This is a genomic window from Sharpea azabuensis DSM 18934 (assembly GCF_000702165.1).
Classification (GTDB): Bacteria; Bacillota_I; Bacilli_A; order Erysipelotrichales; family Coprobacillaceae; genus Sharpea; species Sharpea azabuensis.
This window is the reverse complement of record NZ_JNKU01000024.1, coordinates 24,638-41,491: the sequence shown is the minus strand read 5'-3', so window position 1 is coordinate 41,491 and position 16,854 is coordinate 24,638. Positions and strand designations below refer to the sequence as shown.

At 36.2% G+C, this 16,854-nt stretch carries 16 protein-coding genes; 13 read left to right on the top strand and 3 right to left on the bottom strand.

What is annotated here, in order from left to right; genetic code table 11:
- Window positions 1–320 precede the first annotated feature (320 nt).
- A complete protein-coding gene (locus tag T529_RS0106295; RefSeq protein WP_033162767.1) occupies window positions 321–728 on the bottom strand; it encodes a hypothetical protein in 408 nt (135 codons plus the stop codon).
- A gap of 24 nt (window positions 729–752) precedes the next feature.
- Window positions 753–1,625: a hypothetical protein gene (locus T529_RS0106290; RefSeq protein WP_033162766.1), complete on the bottom strand. Its 873-nt coding sequence runs from the start codon at window positions 1,623–1,625 to the stop codon at window positions 753–755.
- Between the two features lie 534 nt (window positions 1,626–2,159).
- Here T529_RS0106290 and T529_RS0106285 point away from each other — a divergent pair.
- The 7 genes from T529_RS0106285 (at window position 2,160) to T529_RS0106255 (ending at window position 8,067) form a co-directional block, all read left to right on the top strand.
- Window positions 2,160–2,741 carry a hypothetical protein gene (locus T529_RS0106285; protein ID WP_162172992.1) on the top strand — a complete coding sequence of 194 codons (582 nt, stop codon included), beginning with the start codon at window positions 2,160–2,162 and terminating at the stop codon, window positions 2,739–2,741.
- 77 nt (window positions 2,742–2,818) lie between these two features.
- Complete coding sequence (locus T529_RS0106280; protein WP_033162764.1) at window positions 2,819–3,103, top strand: hypothetical protein; 285 nt, start codon at window positions 2,819–2,821, stop codon at window positions 3,101–3,103.
- A gap of 9 nt (window positions 3,104–3,112) precedes the next feature.
- Entirely contained in the window at window positions 3,113–3,793 is a 681-nt protein-coding gene (locus tag T529_RS0106275; RefSeq protein WP_033162763.1) for a hypothetical protein, read from the top strand.
- A 159-nt stretch (window positions 3,794–3,952) separates the two neighbouring features.
- Entirely contained in the window at window positions 3,953–5,137 is a 1,185-nt protein-coding gene (locus T529_RS0106270; RefSeq protein WP_033162762.1) for an ATP-grasp domain-containing protein, read from the top strand.
- A gap of 12 nt (window positions 5,138–5,149) precedes the next feature.
- Window positions 5,150–5,905 (top strand): esterase family protein, encoded by a 756-nt coding sequence (locus tag T529_RS0106265; RefSeq protein WP_033162761.1) that lies wholly within the window; start codon window positions 5,150–5,152, stop codon window positions 5,903–5,905.
- 11 nt (window positions 5,906–5,916) lie between these two features.
- Entirely contained in the window at window positions 5,917–7,128 is a 1,212-nt protein-coding gene (locus tag T529_RS0106260) for an ATP-grasp domain-containing protein (protein WP_033162760.1), read from the top strand.
- 258 nt (window positions 7,129–7,386) lie between these two features.
- Entirely contained in the window at window positions 7,387–8,067 is a 681-nt protein-coding gene (locus T529_RS0106255; RefSeq protein WP_033162759.1) for a hypothetical protein, read from the top strand.
- A gap of 149 nt (window positions 8,068–8,216) precedes the next feature.
- Here the strand turns inward: T529_RS0106255 and T529_RS0106250 are convergent, their stop codons facing one another.
- Window positions 8,217–8,729: a DUF1836 domain-containing protein gene (locus T529_RS0106250; protein WP_051646884.1), complete on the bottom strand. Its 513-nt coding sequence runs from the start codon at window positions 8,727–8,729 to the stop codon at window positions 8,217–8,219.
- A 126-nt stretch (window positions 8,730–8,855) separates the two neighbouring features.
- Here T529_RS0106250 and T529_RS0106245 point away from each other — a divergent pair, with 126 nt between their 5' ends.
- From T529_RS0106245 to T529_RS0106220, 6 genes are all read left to right on the top strand, one after another.
- Window positions 8,856–9,689, top strand: a complete 834-nt coding sequence (locus T529_RS0106245) for a DegV family protein (RefSeq protein ID WP_033162758.1) — start codon at window positions 8,856–8,858, stop codon at window positions 9,687–9,689.
- Window positions 9,690–9,770: 81 nt separating this feature from the next.
- Complete coding sequence (locus T529_RS0106240; RefSeq protein WP_033162757.1) at window positions 9,771–10,373, top strand: DUF4230 domain-containing protein; 603 nt, start codon at window positions 9,771–9,773, stop codon at window positions 10,371–10,373.
- Between the two features lie 97 nt (window positions 10,374–10,470).
- Window positions 10,471–12,303, top strand: a complete 1,833-nt coding sequence (typA, locus tag T529_RS0106235; RefSeq protein ID WP_033162756.1) for a translational GTPase TypA — start codon at window positions 10,471–10,473, stop codon at window positions 12,301–12,303.
- 47 nt (window positions 12,304–12,350) lie between these two features.
- Window positions 12,351–13,253, top strand: coding sequence for a hypothetical protein (locus T529_RS12555; RefSeq protein WP_051646883.1), 903 nt, complete (start codon window positions 12,351–12,353; stop codon window positions 13,251–13,253).
- Between the two features lie 35 nt (window positions 13,254–13,288).
- Window positions 13,289–13,507 carry a DUF6465 family protein gene (locus T529_RS0106225; protein WP_033162755.1) on the top strand — a complete coding sequence of 73 codons (219 nt, stop codon included), beginning with the start codon at window positions 13,289–13,291 and terminating at the stop codon, window positions 13,505–13,507.
- A 73-nt stretch (window positions 13,508–13,580) separates the two neighbouring features.
- Window positions 13,581–16,853 (top strand): Ig-like domain-containing protein, encoded by a 3,273-nt coding sequence (locus tag T529_RS0106220; protein ID WP_033162754.1) that lies wholly within the window; start codon window positions 13,581–13,583, stop codon window positions 16,851–16,853.
- The last annotated feature ends 1 nt before the right edge of the window (window position 16,854 follow it).

Sequence of the window (16,854 nt, the reverse complement as noted above, 5' to 3'; positions counted from 1 at the left end):
CTATATACAGGATTCGAAAGAGTGTATGATAATCTTATGTTGATATTCACAGGAATGAATCTCAAGAAGTTATGCACATACCTTGGAAGGATGCAGGAGGCGCATTGCGCCCAAAATTCCTGCTTTGAGCATCAAAATGAGGAAACGTTAAAGGCGATGGGGATAGGATAGAAGGATCTAGACCCGATTTTTTTATTATCTGGAGAAATATATTCAGAAAAAAGAGGATGAATCATAAAATATATCAATCTATAAAAAAAGACCGCCAACGATGTGGTTAATCGTCAACAGTCTGTAAAGGGTGGACAAATGTCCACCCTTTAGTCAATTAGTGTAACTTTTATATAATTGTTGATAAATTCATCATATGTTTCAACAAGCCTCTGTCCGCCAATCTCCAATATATCATCATAAGCTTCTTCTTCAAGTTCATTAATATCTCTAATATGATATGTAGATGCAAACATATCTTTTCTTAATGTCATTGAATATTCATGATCAGCTTGATCAATAGCTTTTTGATAAGCTTTAACAGAGAGTGTATCTTTTGTCAGTTCTTCAATACGATCCTTTCTTGTATCGTTGAGATCATAGAGGAAAATGACAAGTTCTTTCTTTTGGTGATCAAGACGTTCAAAGATACGGACAAATTGTTTATGAAGATTAAAACGGAAATAGGGACGCAAGTGGTCATAGAGATGTGTTTTTCTAAAAGTCTCCATGCTCATGAAGGGATTTAGTTCCTCTACTTCTTAACTTCTTGGCTTTTCATAACGATAGCGATAAGCTAATGCCTGTTCAATCATTGGTGTGGTAATGATTTCTTTTTGTGTGTTGATATCTTTATAAATCATACGTAATATGACATCTTCCTCATAACCCTCCAGCATATACTTATCATGTAGCTTCATAATCTGATAGTAATAAGGGGAAAGCTTGCCTCCAGGTAGTTCAGGATTGCTTGCTTCAAGAGCACCATGGGTAATGCGATCACGCATATAGCTCTCGGCATATTTCACAAAATCCACCCCTGAAGCAATCGGATATGTTTCAACGGCATCAAGTAAGCCTAAAAGACCATCGTTGAGAGCATCAACACGTTCATAGATGCCTTGTTCATTTAAACGTGCAAGGATATCAAGATCCCTTGTGAGTTGAAGATAATATTGACTGATACAGCCATGTCCATTTGGATAGAGTTCTTCATTAAGAGCGTAGAGCTCTTCTTTGAAATTTGTGTGGGCATTTCTTTTTTGAATAAGGTAGGCATCTTTGATAATACGATATTGAGTGAGTGTATCGATATTATCTTGCTGGATGCGTTCAAGAGTGTTCGTTTCCCTTGTTTTCTCTTTGGAAAGATATTGGGCATATTGTTTTTCTTTGGAAAGCTGGCTATCGGGACAATAGTGAAAGCGAGCAGGCTTATAGAGGGAGGCTTGTGGTATATAGACAAGATGGATATTATTTGATTCATATTGATCAAAGAGAGCAACAAGCATGATGAGATTGGTATAAATGTTATGTTCATATAGTAAAGGACCATGTGCTTTTAAAAACAGGCGTATATCTAAGCTCTTATATCCATTTTTCTCAACAACATATTGTAATATTGACTGATCCATAATTTCACTCCTTCATATTCTCCATTAAACAATGAATGATAAAAGAAAACAAGCAATCAGCTTGTACACATTTGTCTTTAAAAATGACTCAAATTTATATGATAAAAAGTGCAAACGAAAACCTAGCTAAATAGCTAGGTATCGCGTCTCATGTTTGCGTGTATTTGGGAATTGAGACATTAATTATTATACTGATAAATTCTTTTTTGTACACTCTTTTCAAACGGATTTCCTTGCTTTTTTCCAATTCTTCATGATAATGTGTTGAATTTATATCAAATATAGGAAAACGTTCACAAAGGGCTTTATATTTGTGATAAAAGTGATAAAATTTTCATAGGAATAATGCATAGCATATTCCCGCATCCATAGGGTAGGGCATCATACTTCCTACCAATAACAGCTATCCTGCCAACTATTCTACTTATTCGCCTTTAGCGGGATAACTGCTTTTTGTATAGTTAGGTTCTTGCATATTGATGGTTCTATTGGTATTGTTAGTGGTAGAAATAGGTCATGAAAGCAGGTATTGATATGAAAAAGAAGATACTTATGATAATTGTATTATTAGCTTTGATATGTGGCGCTAGTTATTTCTATATGACGAAGAATAATGTGACAAAGGCACCGCAAATCGTGAGTAAGACAAAGGAAAAGAAACAAAAGAAGGAAGAGAATAAGGCGAAAGAAGAAATCAAGAAACAGATTGTCAAAGATGATGAACAGAAACCAGCAACAGTCACAAAAGAGAAAGAGACAAACACACAGCCATCACAAAGTGTCAAAGTCTTTTCGATAAAGGATGGAACTTATTCATCAAGTACTCATGCGGGATTAGAAGTTGGTCAGATTACTGATATGACTCTTGTTGGGGATCAGTATATTACAATTAAGGGTAGCTTTGTAGAAATGAGTGCCGATGGGGAAGAAGTAGAAGCACGTTTTGATGATGCAAGTCGTACATTTATGTTTGATGATCAGGTTAAGTTCTATTTTTATGGTGAAAAAGATATTGAAATGAAGAAAGCTGATTTCTTCAAAGATGCTAAGAGTGCACCAGGGATTGATTTCACTATTACCAATAATAAGATTACTAAAATGGCATTTTATTCATAGGTACATTTTTGTGCCTATTTTTTCATTTTGATTAAATTTTCTTTGGCTTTTTTGTACAATAAAGGTGGGTGAATCATATGAATGAGAATTTAGAAAAGTTTACAAGAGAATTCATGGAAGCAAGAGCGCATCGTCATAAAGAAATGAAGAAACATGAATATGCATATAAGAAACTAAGAGCGCAGGTTGAAGAACAGGAAAATGATGAATTGGAAACAATTCTCACAAGCTATGAGAAAAAGATCCAACGCATTATTTGTCATTTAAGCGAAAGAGGCATGACAAATAAAGAAATTTCACAAATCACAGAAATGCCAGTTGAAGAAGTTGTGCATATTCTTGCCAAGTATATGACAAAGTAGGAATAAGTTATGAATTATGATTTATATTGTGATGTGCTTGTCGGTGAGATGGATGATGTGATGTTTCCAGTCTGGAGTGCTCAAAGTGAAGAATGCATATCTCTGAGCAAGAAGGTTCTGCTTATGCGTGTTGCTCATGATTTAGAGGATATAAATCGTCTGACCAATGATATGTTTGAAGACAAGATTATTTTTGAAGCCTTAAAGCTTAATGCGCATTTTGAGGAATTTGCGAAGAGAACTGAACATGGCTATTCACCTTCCTTTGCGCGCTTTGCCCATAATCTTGTTGAAAAGATTGATCGCTATGAGAATAACTATTCACATTTTGAAATTAGCTATGATGATATCTATGGTTCATGCTTTGCGATATTAAATCTTTATTGTAATATCGCTCAAAGCCTCAATCATCAAACAGACTTTTCAACATTGGGACAGGATGTAAGTTATCAACAATTCATTCAAGCCTATCATCCCTACCAGACATTAGCCATTGGGGATGTGACAACGCTTCTTCAAACCTCTTCTAAGAAAGGCGCTTTGTCACGTCTAGGTAAGATCCTTACGAAAAAGGACAGCCGTGAACTAAAAGAAGAAGCAGCAAGCCGTCTTAGAGAGCTGTTAGATGATTATTTTGTGTTGGTGATGTCGGTTACTTTTATGAAATTCAAGACCTCATTAAAAGACTAGAGACAGTATAGTGTCTCTAGTCTTTTGTCTGGATAAGTATAAAATTGATGAAAGTATTCGTATTATCATAAATATTGAATGTTGAGTTAGAAATATAATAAAACATTAGTGCATTGATACAAAAAATGCTATACTACAAACCAAAAGGGGGATAAGGAAATGAATTTTGTGTTTATTTCACCTGGCTTTCCAAAAACATATTATCATTTTTGTGAAAGCTTGCAGGAGCAGGGGGTTAATGTTCTTGCGATTGGGGATGTACCATATGATGAACTGAGTGAAGAAGTTAAACATTCATTTAAGGAATATTATTATGTTGATACGCTTGAAGACTATGATGCCTTAGTGAAAGCAATGGGATATTTTATTTTTCATTATGGCCGCATTGATTATCTTGAAAGCAATAATGAATACTGGCTGGAAAGTGATGCGCGCTTGCGTACAGATTTCAATATTACAACTGGCTTACAGAATGACATTATTGAAGATGTCAAACACAAATCAAGAATGAAGGATTATTATGCCAAGGCACATATTCCTACAGCCCGTTATATTCTCGTCACAACAATTGATGAAGCGAAAGCCTTTATCGATGAAGTGGCTTATCCTGTTATTGCCAAGCCTGATAGTGGCATGGGTGCTCAGGATACACATAAGATTAATAATGAAGAAGAACTTGTGGACTTCTTTGAACATAAATCCGATGTACAGTATATTATGGAAGAGTTTGTAGAAGGGGTTATTGAGTCGTTTGATGGCATTGCTTCACAAAACCATGACATTATCTTTGAAACAAGTCATGTCTTTCCAGATCCATTATTAGATGTTGTGACATCAAATAAATCATTTGTTTATTATTCACAACGAGAAATACCAGAAGACTTAAAACACTATGGGGAAGAAGCAGTCAAAGCCTTTCCGGTCAATGGCCGTTGTTTCCACATGGAGTTCTTCAGACTGACAAAAGACAAACCAGGCCTTGCCAACAAAGGTGATGTTGTCGGCTTGGAAGTCAATATGCGTATGCCAGGGGGTTATACACCTGATATGATGAACTGGGCTAATGACATAAATGTTTATGATATTTATGCAGATATGGTCACAACTGGAGAAAGTCACTATAATAGAAATAGGAGACCATACCATTGTGTCTATACAGGTAGACGTGACGAGATTGCCTATAAACATACGGATGAAGAAATCAAGAAAAGATATCATCATGATCTCGTGATGATAGAAAGAATGCCAGATATCTTGAGTGATGATATGGGTAATGACATGTATACAGCACGTTTCGAAACAATGGATGAAGTGAATGCATTTATTGAATTTGTATTAGGTTAATGGAGGATGCTTATGAAAACACAATATTTTAAAGAGTATAGTCAGTGTCTTGAAAGAGACATGGAATTTAAGGTTTATGGTGAAGAAGGAGCTGAACCGGTTTTAGTTTTTCCTAGCCAGGATGGGCGTTTCTATGACTTTGAAAACCAGGGCATGATTGAATCTGTTGCGCATTTAATTAATGCTGGTAGAATTCAGATGTTCTGTTGTGATTCAATGGATAGAGAAGGCTGGACTGGTCAGCCGGGTGAAACATATGAGCAGCGTACACATATCGTTGAACAATTCTATTATTATATTGTCAATGAATTAGTTCCAAGAATCTTTGAAATCAATAAGAAAGATGGACGATATGCCGATGGCATTATTACCACAGGATGTTCGATGGGAGCAGCCCATGCCGCTAACTTCATGTTTAGAGCGCCAGATATCTTCAAGGGCTGTGTCGCTTTATCAGGTTATTATGACAGTGATCTTTTCTTTGGTGATTTCCACAACGATATTACTTATCGTAATTCACCAGTAGAATATCTTCAGGGCATGAGCTACGACCACCCATTTGTCGACAAATATAGAAGATGCCGTATTGTTCTATGTTGTGGTCAGGGAGCCTGGGAAGATGATATGGTGCGTTCAACAGGTCGTATGAAAGAACTCTTAGAAGCAAAAAATATTCCTGCCTGGATTGATTTCTGGGGCTATGATGTCAACCATGACTGGCCATGGTGGCGTGTACAGTTACCTTATTTCTTTGAGAGAGTCATCTAGGAGGTTTCTCAATGAATGTCATTTTCATTTCACCGCAGTTTCCACATTATTACTATAATTTCTGCCTGCGTCTTAAAGAAAGAGGGGCACGCGTACTAGGTATTGGTGACACACCATATGATGGTGTTGATGATAATACTAAGAACGCTCTTGACGAATACTATTACGTTCCTGATCTCCAGGACTATGAAGATGTCTATCGTGCCGTAGGTTTCTATACAGCTAAGTATGGCAAGATTGACTGGATTGAATCAGAGAATGAATACTGGCTCTATCTTGAGGCACATTTACGTACAGACTTCAATGTCACAACTGGACCAAAACTCGAAGACATGGATCAGTTACGTCATAAGTCAAAGATGAAAGATGTTTATCAAAGAGCAGGAATACCTGTTGCCAAGTATGCCTATTTAGATAGCTTAGAGACAGGACTAGCTTTCGCTAGGGAAGTTGGCTATCCCGTGATTGTCAAGCCTGATGACGGTATGGGGGCAAGCTGTACTTACAAGCTGACAAGTGATGATGATTTTAGAAATATTTATCAAACACTTGATCAAGAAACACAGTTTATTGTCGAAGACTATGTACCAGGCAATGTTGAAACATTTGAAGGCATTACTGACAGTCAGGGCAATATTCTCATGTCAACATCCCATGTCATGTGTGATCCTGTCATGGATATGGTTAATGAGCATCTTGATACAACCTTCTATCAGCAGCCGGTCTTTGCATCCGATATCTATGATATTGGGGAGAGAACAGTTAAAGCATTTGGCACAAAGAGTCGTTTCTTCCATTTCGAATTCATTCGTTTGACAGAAGATAAAGATTATTTAGGAAGAAAGGGCAATCTTGTTGGATTAGAAGTCAATATGAGAGCACCGGGTGCCTATATTCCTGATATGATGAATTTAGCTTATGATGTTGATGTCTATACAATCTGGGCTGATATGATTTTATATGATCAGTGTTTCTATGATATCAATAGACAGTATTGGGTTGGCTATGCGGGCAGACGTAATGATGTTCAGTATGCCTTAAGTAATGAACAAATCATCAAGCGTTATGGCCAGTTTATTGCCTTGGAAGATGATGTGGATGCTGCACTTGCTGAAGCAATGAGCGACCATATCTTCCTCTTCCGTACAAAAAACAAAGAACAACTCTTTAGAATCATGCATGAAATCACACAGCATGCTTACACAAAAAAGGATAAGTCATAAAATATATTTATATAAAGTGTATGCTTTGGTTCCTTTTGTATTACTGAGTAGCTTGGAATTTAGAGGACGGAATGCCATTTAGTGGAATATTCCGTCCTTCTTATATCTAATTGGCGTGTAGCTTCTTGAACTGATAAATAAACATAGTAATTCATTGTTATAGTAATATAAAAGCTTTGTGCAAAGAATGTTGTGGGAGAATTAAAGTATTACATTCTAAAAAACTAGATTCTGGACTATCTAATGGAAGGTGAGATTATGTTTAATTTGTTATATATGAAATATCAGAAAGAGATAATGAGACCTTATCGTGGAAAATTCAAAGACCTGCATCTTTATGAGAAAATTTTTCTAATAGTGTTGATTTCAGATGCATCGCTTTTCGCTGTTTTCTCTTTTTTAAACAATAAAATAGGATCAATTGGGACGTTTGCAATTATACTTTTTTGGATTATCATCTTCGCAATAAAAAGACATCAGCCAGAAGAACAGGAAAGACTTATTAAAGAAAATAACTCTAAAGAGCGAATGAAACAGATGATAAAGCTATTAAATGAATTTCATATTGATATCAGTGATGATAATCAATTGGACCGTTTAATAGAACGAGCAACAAAAGAACAAAAAGCCTATGATATATGGAAAGATTTCAAAGTATCATTTGGGAGTATGACAACTTATATACTTCTTCCAATGTTTACTTTGTTGCTACAAAAAATATTTGATGACGCAAAACTTATGGATTTAATCTATGGTGCATTCTTGATATTTATTTTCTGTATAATGATTGTTGCATTAATATTTTCCTGTTCTTCCATTTTTAAAGATTTGTTTAATAAGGATATTAGGAATTTAAAAGAATTTATCGAAGACATAGAAGACATCAAAGATTTTCATAATGAAGCTTTTCTTAATAAACAAGAAATAAATGGTGAATAAACTAAGGAGAGGAAAAATAATTGTTTTTCGAATGAAGAAAGGTAATCGTCGTTCTAGTTCTTTGGCAATGAAGTGTTAAACACCATCTAAAAAGCCTAGTTCTCATCAATTTGAGTACTAGGCTTTATTGAATATCACCAGAAAAAAGCTTAACCTTTTTTCTCATTATCTTGTTTTTTTCTAGCTGCTTCGCTAATGATGCGTGAAGCACGTATTGCATAGACGCAGGCACGCATGACTTTTAAAAACAAGTCACCAATATGTCCATCTATCACCTTTGTATCATCAGAAATATCTTCATTTAAAAGCAACTCTTCCAATACTTCACAAAAGATATTATAAGATTCATCAAGGGGTACATTTTCAAACTGAATCTTAAGAAGTGTAGATATCTCATCAAGTGAGAATACTCTCTTAAGAAAACAAATGACTGTGAAATAGGCAACATGTTCACGGCTATATTTCTTTTTTATGGGAGGAGTGACAAGTTTTGCTTTGACATAATTATTAATCATTGTTGACGTGACAACTTTGTCATCTTCATTGAGTTTTAAGAATGATAAACTTTTTTCAATTAATCCAATAACCTGATCCATATAGAGATCAAAATCCGGCAGCTCCTGCCAGCGCAAAATATGAACTTGATTATACTGTGCATCCATAAGATATCACCTCAATATGAAGAATACACCAATAGATAAACTAAGTCAAATAATCTAGTATTAAATACTAAATGTGTTGACACTTGTAACTAGAAGTATTAATGTTGAAGTAGGAGATGATATGGAATGAAGATTATTACGGATACAAGCGCATTATATTCCCCACAGGAAGGTCAGGCATTAGGCATTGAAGTATTACCTTTACATGTCACAATTAATAATGAGACATATACAGAATTAGTCGATATGACAGCTGATGAACTTATTCAGAAAATTGAAGCAGGTGCTTTGCCTCAATCATCACAACCAAGTGTTGGTCATACAGTAGAAGTTTTAGAACATTATCAAAATGAAGATTGTCTTGTCTTTACGATGAGTGAAGGTCTATCAGGAACTTATGCATCCACAGTTCTCGCAAAAAACCAGCTTGAACATCCTGAACATATTCATATCATCAATACAAGAACACTTTGTGGTCCTCATCGTCATTTAGTTGATGTAGCTTTAAGATTACAAAAAGATGGTGCTACAACAAAAGAAATCATTAATACCATCAATGATAAGATTCAATATACAAAAAGCTTTTTGATACCAACTGACTTTGAATTCTTAAAAAGAGGTGGACGCCTTTCACCATTAGCGGCAAAGCTAGGTGGTTTGCTTAAGATTACAGCAGTCTTGGAATTAAGTGATGATGGCAAGAAACTTGATAAATATGCCATCAAGAAAACAGAAAGTGGCGCATTAAAGACAATCATCAAGTGCTATAAGGAGATGGGCGTTGATGAGCATGCGATTCTTTATGTCACACATGCTGGAGCATTAATGAAGGCGAAGGGTTATGCAGAAGTCTTAAGGAATGCATTCCCACAAACAGAAATTGTAATTCATGAACTGACGCCGGTCTTTGTGACACATGGTGGTCCAGGTTGTATCGCAATACAGATGATTAAGAAATAGGTCATGAAAATGGCCTTTTTTTCTTTGTATTCTTTAAAAGGCATCTATTCAAGTGCATAATATGGGTAATGGAGGTGCAACATGCATTCAAAAAAGAATAACTTTATCATCAGTATTGTGATTATTGGTATTGTTGTTATGTTGGTCTTTATTGCGGGCACATTCTATCGCATTCAAGATCAACATGCCATCACAAAGCAGAGTCTCAAGAGTACGCTGAGTTCCTTAGAAGAAATATCTTCTATCGCATATGACTATTCTAGAGTAGGACGCTTTGATGACAGTCTTGGTGTAGAGAACTGGAAAAACCAGAATCCAAAAGGCTATTTTCTGATGACTTATAGTGGTGAGATGAAAGTAGGTGTTCATCCTGACCAGGCTAAAATCACTATTTCTGACAAAAAGATTACGATTGATATAGGAAAAATCAAAGTCCTTTCCCATCATATCAACCAGGATAGTCTAGAAATCTATGATGAATCAGCCAATGTCTTTACAAAAGCAAAGCTCAAGGACTATTCAAAATTTCAGTCTTCACAGAAAAAACAAGTTGAAGATGAAGAAAGAGTCAAAGGAACTTACAATAAAGCAGCAGGAAAGATTCGCGAGCAGATATCAACAGCTTTACAGGTTAATGATACGATTAGAGAGGAATATCATCTAGAAGTGATTATTGGCAAGTAAGAAAAGTATGATTGTAAGGGTTTATTTTTGATACTTTTTTGTTGTGATAGAAAAATGTTGTGTTATAATATGCGAGTTAGAAAGAGGTGCACATTATATGGAAATTAGAAATGTAGCGATTATTGCCCATGTTGACCATGGTAAAACTACACTTGTTGACCAGCTGTTAAAGCAGTCAAAGACACTTGAAGCCCATGAAGAAATTGCTGAAAGAGCAATGGATAGTAATGACCTAGAAAGAGAGAGAGGCATTACAATCTTAGCTAAGACAACCGCAATTCATTATAAAGATTATAAAATCAATATCTTAGATACACCAGGCCATGCAGACTTTGGTGGTGAAGTAGAACGTATCATGCACATGGTGGATGGATGCGTACTTCTTGTTGATGCTTATGAAGGTACAATGCCACAGACACGTTTCGTCTTAAAGAAAGCCTTAGAAGCTCATGTTAAGCCAATCGTTGTCATTAATAAGGTTGACCGTCCAGTGACACGTATTGATGAAGTTATGGATGAAGTTCTTGAATTATTCATGGAACTTGGTGCTGATGATGATCAGTTAGACTTCCCAACATGTTATGTCTCAGCCTTAAATGGTACATCTTCACTAGATCCAGATCCAGCAACACAGGAACCTACAATGGATAACTTATTTGATATGATTGTCAATGAAATTCCAGCCCCAATTGTCGATGTTGAAGATGGCTTACAGTTACAGCCTGCCTTACTTGACTACAATGACTATGTAGGACGTATTGGTATCGGTCGTATTCAAAGAGGTACAATTCATTTAAATGATAATGTTGTATGTTGTCGTGCTGATGGTACAACAACACAATTTAGAGTACAAAAGCTCTATACATTCCTTGGCTTACATCGTATTGAAGTTGATGAAGTGGATGCCGGTGATATCTGTGCATTTGCCGGATTAGCTGATATTGGTGTTGGGGAAACGGTTTGTGATCCACAGCATATTGATCCATTACCATTATTACATATTGATGAACCAACAATTCAGATGGTCTTTGGTACAAATACATCACCTTTTGCCGGACAGGAAGGCAAGTTCGTCACAGCTACTAAACTTGAAGAACGTCTTCTTCGTGAAACAAATAAGGATGTATCATTAAAGGTAGAAAGAGTTCCTAACTCAGAAGAATGGATTGTTTCTGGACGTGGTGAATTACATTTGTCCATCCTTATTGAAACATTAAGAAGAGAAGGCTATGAATTACAGGTTTCTCGTCCACATGTTATCATCAAGAATATTGATGGTGTGAAGTGTGAACCATATGAAGATCTTGAAATTGAAGCACCTGATGATTGTATTGGTTCGGTCATTGAATCATTGGGCTTAAGAAAGGGTATCATGGATGATATGTCTTCTGATAATGGTATGACAAAGGTTCATTATGTGATTCCTTCAAGAGGCTTAATTGGCTTTATGACAAACTTCATCACAATGACAAGAGGTTATGGTATTATCAACCATACATTCTTAGAATATCGTCCGATGGACAATGATAGTATTGTCGGAGAAAGAAAACTTGGTGTCTTAATCTCTATTGATACCGGCCAGACTACAGCTTACTCACTTGGTTCAGCCGAAGCCCGTGGTGTGATGTTTGTCGGCCCAGGTGTCCAGGTTTATGAAGGTATGATTGTTGGTGAACATGCTAAGGATAATGACTTAGTTGTCAATGTCACTAAGCTTAAAGAAAAGACAAATACACGTTCTTCTACAAAGGACTCTACAGTAGTCTTAAAGCGTCCAAGAATTATGAATCTTGAAACATGTCTTGACTATATTAACGAAGATGAATTAGTAGAAGTAACACCAGAATCAATCAGATTAAGAAAGAGATACTTAACTGAAAATGAACGTAAGAGAGCATTCAGAGCAAAGAATGCTGCTGTCAACGACTAATAAAAATAGGGAAATGTAAGTTTCCCTTTTTTGATAGGAGGGGTAATATGAAGAAGCAGGATATTCTTAATTTAAAATTGAATCCTACTGATAAGCCTGATTATTATTATCTCGTTATTGATGAGTATATTCTCATACTCGCTTTCATGCCTTTTTATCGTTTAGCTATCATGAGTTCAGTGACATACAAGAAATCTCTTGCCGATTACCTTAACCGTCTTTATATCCATAATGATGATATTCGACGTGCCTATCTGATTGAACATGATCTAGGTATTGTCCTTAATTATCGAAGAATGGACCAGAAGGAATTTGAAGCTATTCTCAAGAATCTTGTCATTACATTAAAAGAACTCAATATTCATACTGTTGATCGTTTCACCAAACAACCAGGTGTGCTCTACCCTGCATTTATGGCTGAAGATATTGAGATTGTCAGCCGTCAGTCCTTTGCAAAACAGGAGCGTGAACATCAGCCTAAGAAAAGCAAGAATACTGGTTTATTATCAGCACTTTTGCTGGGATTGATTGGCTCATGGATGTTTGCCCATTATCATAAGCTTGGCCTTATTGTCTCGCTTTCAGGTATTATTCTTGGGCTTTGTACTTTCTTTGGCTATCTGTGGCTTGGTGAGCGCATGGACAAGAAGGGAATCATTAGTTCTGTTGTCATCAGTGCTGTTGATTTACTTATCGGTCAGGTCTTTGCGACAGCTATCAGTATCAAGGATGGTCTTGCAGCTTCGACAAAGAATACCATGCATTTATCAATCTTTGAAACATTGCCCCTTGTTCCTCATTTTCTTGTTGAACAAGATGTTGTAAGTGCAATGATACCCTATCTTGCATTCACTTTGCTTCTTGCGATTATAACAATACTGATTTGTTTCCATTTCTATAAGAAAGCACATTTATTGAAAAATACGTATATTCTTTATGATCAGCGCTGACTGTGATAAAATATTATCAAAGGGAGGGCTTAGCCATGAAGACATCCATTCATATTCAGTTTAGAGATGATGTAAATGTGAAAGATGTTGAGAATACGGTAAAAGAGGCATTAAAGGCTGAAGGACTAAAGATATCATCACTTAAGCAGCTCGATATTTATTATAAACCACAAGAAAATGCGATTTATTATGTGGCTATTGATGAAGACGATAATATTACCGGATCTAATAACAAGCCTTTACATCTCTCATAGTTTGACCAGTCTTTGTGACTGGTTTTCTTTTGGTTAAATTATGATATAATTGGCAATATAGGAGGAAATACGCATGAAACGTATCTTAGCAGGTCTTTTTGTCGCAACGTTCGCAATAAGTGGCTGTAGTGGCTCAAAGAGCGAAACCATTACATTTATGGCAAAAAATAAGGCTGGAAATCTCTACGCATTATATAATACAAAAGGCAAGAAGCTCACCGACTACAAATATAAGAACTATCAGGAAGTTAAGAATGCGGGATATATTGTACAAAATAAACAGGATCAATATCGTTTTATTGATTATAATGGTAAGGAAACCATCAATAATAAATATATCACTGGCACAAATACCTTACTAACAACCTATAATACCCCATCTTCAAACTTACAATTTGAAAAGAATGAGCTAACTCTAGAAGAACTCACTTCAACAACCCTGAATTTACAGAATGCTACAAGCACTCCTGTTTATACTTCATCCAATAATAAGATTGTGACAGTTGATCAAAATGGTGTTGTGAATGCCATTAAGGCAGGAAAAGCAACAATAACAGCACGGGTGGGTGATGAAAGTGTTGATGCCCTCATCACAGTGACATCCATTACTCCGAAATTATCTACTGATCATATCAAGCTTGATGTTGGTAAAGCACAAGATATCATTGTGCTAGATAATCGTAATCGTGAAGTGAAATGGTCAAGTGCTGATGACAAGATTGCTTCCATCGATGCAAATGGTCATTTGACAGCCTTAAAGAAGGGGACAACGACCATCAAAGCCAAGACAGGTAATGACACACTTAAGGTGAAGGTTGAAGTAACTGAACCAACAGTAACGGCTGATATCAAGAAGAAGACAGTCTTTGCAGACGATGATCCATTTAAGATAAACTTAAATGGTGTTCGTGAAGGAGAAAAGGTGAAATGGTCATCGGGAAATAAAAGAATAGCCCTGGTTGATCAAAATGGGCAGGTGACACCTAAGAAGGCTGGCAAGGTGACAATCACGGCAAGTGTCATGAGTCAGAAAATAAATGTACTCGTTACGGTGAAAAAACGTGATCTACGTTTGAAAAAGAAAAACTATGACTTAACTGTTGGACAGGAAACAAATGTTGAAATCAAAGATCTTAAACCGAATACAACAGTGACATATCAATCAGCCAATCCTGATCTTGTATCCATTGATGCATATGGCAAGATGAAAGCCTTGAAGAAAGGAACAACAACCATCAAAGCAACTGTGGGCAAACGTAAGCTTAAAGCCCAGGTTCATGTTTCTGATGTCAAGGTTGCCATCAGTCAAAAAGAAGCGACTTTAACTGAACTTGAAACATTACAGTTATCAGTAAAAAATAGTGATCCTAATACACCTATTACATGGTGTTCAAACAAGAAGGATGTAGCTGAAGTGGACAATAATGGTCTAGTCACAGCTAAGAAGAAGGGGACTGCTACTATTACTGCAACAATTGACAATAAGAAATATCAATCAAAAATAACTGTTAAGAAACGTATCCTTTCTCTCAATAAAGAAAATATTGTCCTGACTGAAGATGAACAGACAAAGGAAGGCATAAGACATGTGAAAGCGGATGCCCCTGTCACTTACAAGAGTGATGATGAAAAGATTGCGAAGATTGATAATGGTATACTAACAGCTATCAAATCAGGTAAGACAAAGATTACACTTTCTGCTGAAGGTAAGACTTTTACAACAACAGTTACAGTTAAGGACCGCCATATTACGCTTGATGAAAATGAAAAGACATTGATGCTTGGGAAGAGTTATCAGATGAAAGTCAAGAATGCCGGTAAGCGTGCTTTAAGCTTTAAGACCGGCAAGAAGAATATCATTGAAGTTGATGAAAAGGGTGAAGTGCGCGCTTTAAATCCAGGCTGGGATGTTGTGACTGTTCAGGCTGGTGATTCAACACTTAAATGTAAGTTCATTGTCAAAGAGGAAAAGCTCTCTGTTCCTTATACCATGACTTTGACAAAAGGGACAACGGGCAGTATTCAAGTCAAGAATCTTGTGAACCAGCATATAACTTGGGCAAGTGATTATCCTGAAGTCGCTGGTGTTGATGAAGCAGGGACAATTACAGCCTACAAAGCCGGTGAAGCAATCATCAGTGCAACCATTAGTGATAAAGTCTATCGGACAACCCTTATTGTCAAACGTGATCCTCGTACTTTAGTCAAAACAAAGAATGTCCCATTATCATATGGTCAGACAACAATCATGAATGCCCAAAGAAAAACCATTTATAAGGCAAATGGGAAAGTGGCCATCAAGAAGACGGCTGTTCCTGTGCTTTATGAAAAAGGCATCTACCGTGTTCTCTATGATACAAAAGATGACCTTTATAAGGGCAAAGAAGAAGTTATGTATACTTTAGGTAATGAAGATGTCTTTGTGATTGTCTTCAATGATAAGCTTAAGATCTTCATGTCTCAGGCGCTAAGTAAGCCGCTTTCTATTGATGAAGGTGGTAATTATAAGATTATGGCAAGTAATGATCACCAGGTTGTACTCTATGATGGAGATAATAAAGCAGCTATTGTTGCCGATACAAAGAAGAAAATGATTCAATGCGTTGATCATGAAGTAACCAAAGCTTCCCTTTCCAACGACAATATCATTCTTGAAAATACAACTGGTACATATCTTATCAACAAGAAAGGCCAAAGCGTGAGAGTCAATTCCTACTATCAGGATAGTGAACATTATCTCAAACGTGATGAACAATATGTCTATGGTCCACATCTTGTCGTCAATGGTCAAAAGACAAATAAACTTAAAGATGTCCAGTTAAAGCCAGCTGTTACTTATTTAGAAGGCAAGCTTTATCCGGCTTATATTAAGGATAAGGGTTTTGTATATTATGATATGAATGGCAAGAAAGCCTTTGATAAGGTCTTCATTGATGCCCAGGCATTTGGTGTTGAAGGTGCAGCTATTGCCATCAAGAAGAATCATGAATATGTTCTTCTTGATGAAGAAGGTAAAGAAGTTCTCGCTTCAAAACAAAGAATTGCTTATATTGGTGATGGCTATTATGCCCATTATAAGGCGGATGGATCATTTACTGTTGTAAGTGCTAGTGGTGATGAAATGCTTGAAGATAAATGTACAAGCTTTAAGAAAGATGCAGTTGTTCATATCAATGAGAATAATTATATGATCTTAAATAGAAATGGTCGTAATTATGTTTATGATGCTGATAATGGCTTCAAAGTCATTTTCTCAACAGAAGAACCTGTGAAACTTGATACAAGAGGGTTCATTGTTGTGAATGAAAGAAAATATTATGATCTAAAAGGAAAAGCTATTAACTAGG

Excerpts from the sequence above, each read along its gene's own strand:
- T529_RS0106245 (WP_033162758.1), top strand. The coding sequence starts at position 8,856 with ATGAAGATTATTACGGATACAAGCGCATTATATTCCCCACAGGAAGGT.
- T529_RS0106280 (WP_033162764.1), top strand. The coding sequence starts at position 2,819 with ATGAATGAGAATTTAGAAAAGTTTACAAGAGAATTCATGGAAGCAAGA.
- T529_RS0106285 (WP_162172992.1), top strand. The coding sequence starts at position 2,160 with ATGAAAAAGAAGATACTTATGATAATTGTATTATTAGCTTTGATATGT.
- T529_RS0106255 (WP_033162759.1), top strand. The coding sequence starts at position 7,387 with ATGTTTAATTTGTTATATATGAAATATCAGAAAGAGATAATGAGACCT.
- T529_RS12555 (WP_051646883.1), top strand. The coding sequence starts at position 12,351 with ATGAAGAAGCAGGATATTCTTAATTTAAAATTGAATCCTACTGATAAG.
- T529_RS0106250 (WP_051646884.1), bottom strand. The coding sequence starts at position 8,729 with ATGGATGCACAGTATAATCAAGTTCATATTTTGCGCTGGCAGGAGCTG.
- T529_RS0106290 (WP_033162766.1), bottom strand. The coding sequence starts at position 1,625 with ATGGATCAGTCAATATTACAATATGTTGTTGAGAAAAATGGATATAAG.
- T529_RS0106260 (WP_033162760.1), top strand. The coding sequence starts at position 5,917 with ATGAATGTCATTTTCATTTCACCGCAGTTTCCACATTATTACTATAAT.
- T529_RS0106270 (WP_033162762.1), top strand. The coding sequence starts at position 3,953 with ATGAATTTTGTGTTTATTTCACCTGGCTTTCCAAAAACATATTATCAT.
- T529_RS0106225 (WP_033162755.1), top strand. The coding sequence starts at position 13,289 with ATGAAGACATCCATTCATATTCAGTTTAGAGATGATGTAAATGTGAAA.
- typA (WP_033162756.1), top strand. The coding sequence starts at position 10,471 with ATGGAAATTAGAAATGTAGCGATTATTGCCCATGTTGACCATGGTAAA.
- T529_RS0106240 (WP_033162757.1), top strand. The coding sequence starts at position 9,771 with ATGCATTCAAAAAAGAATAACTTTATCATCAGTATTGTGATTATTGGT.
- T529_RS0106220 (WP_033162754.1), top strand. The coding sequence starts at position 13,581 with ATGAAACGTATCTTAGCAGGTCTTTTTGTCGCAACGTTCGCAATAAGT.
- T529_RS0106275 (WP_033162763.1), top strand. The coding sequence starts at position 3,113 with ATGAATTATGATTTATATTGTGATGTGCTTGTCGGTGAGATGGATGAT.
- T529_RS0106265 (WP_033162761.1), top strand. The coding sequence starts at position 5,150 with ATGAAAACACAATATTTTAAAGAGTATAGTCAGTGTCTTGAAAGAGAC.
- T529_RS0106295 (WP_033162767.1), bottom strand. The coding sequence starts at position 728 with ATGAGCATGGAGACTTTTAGAAAAACACATCTCTATGACCACTTGCGT.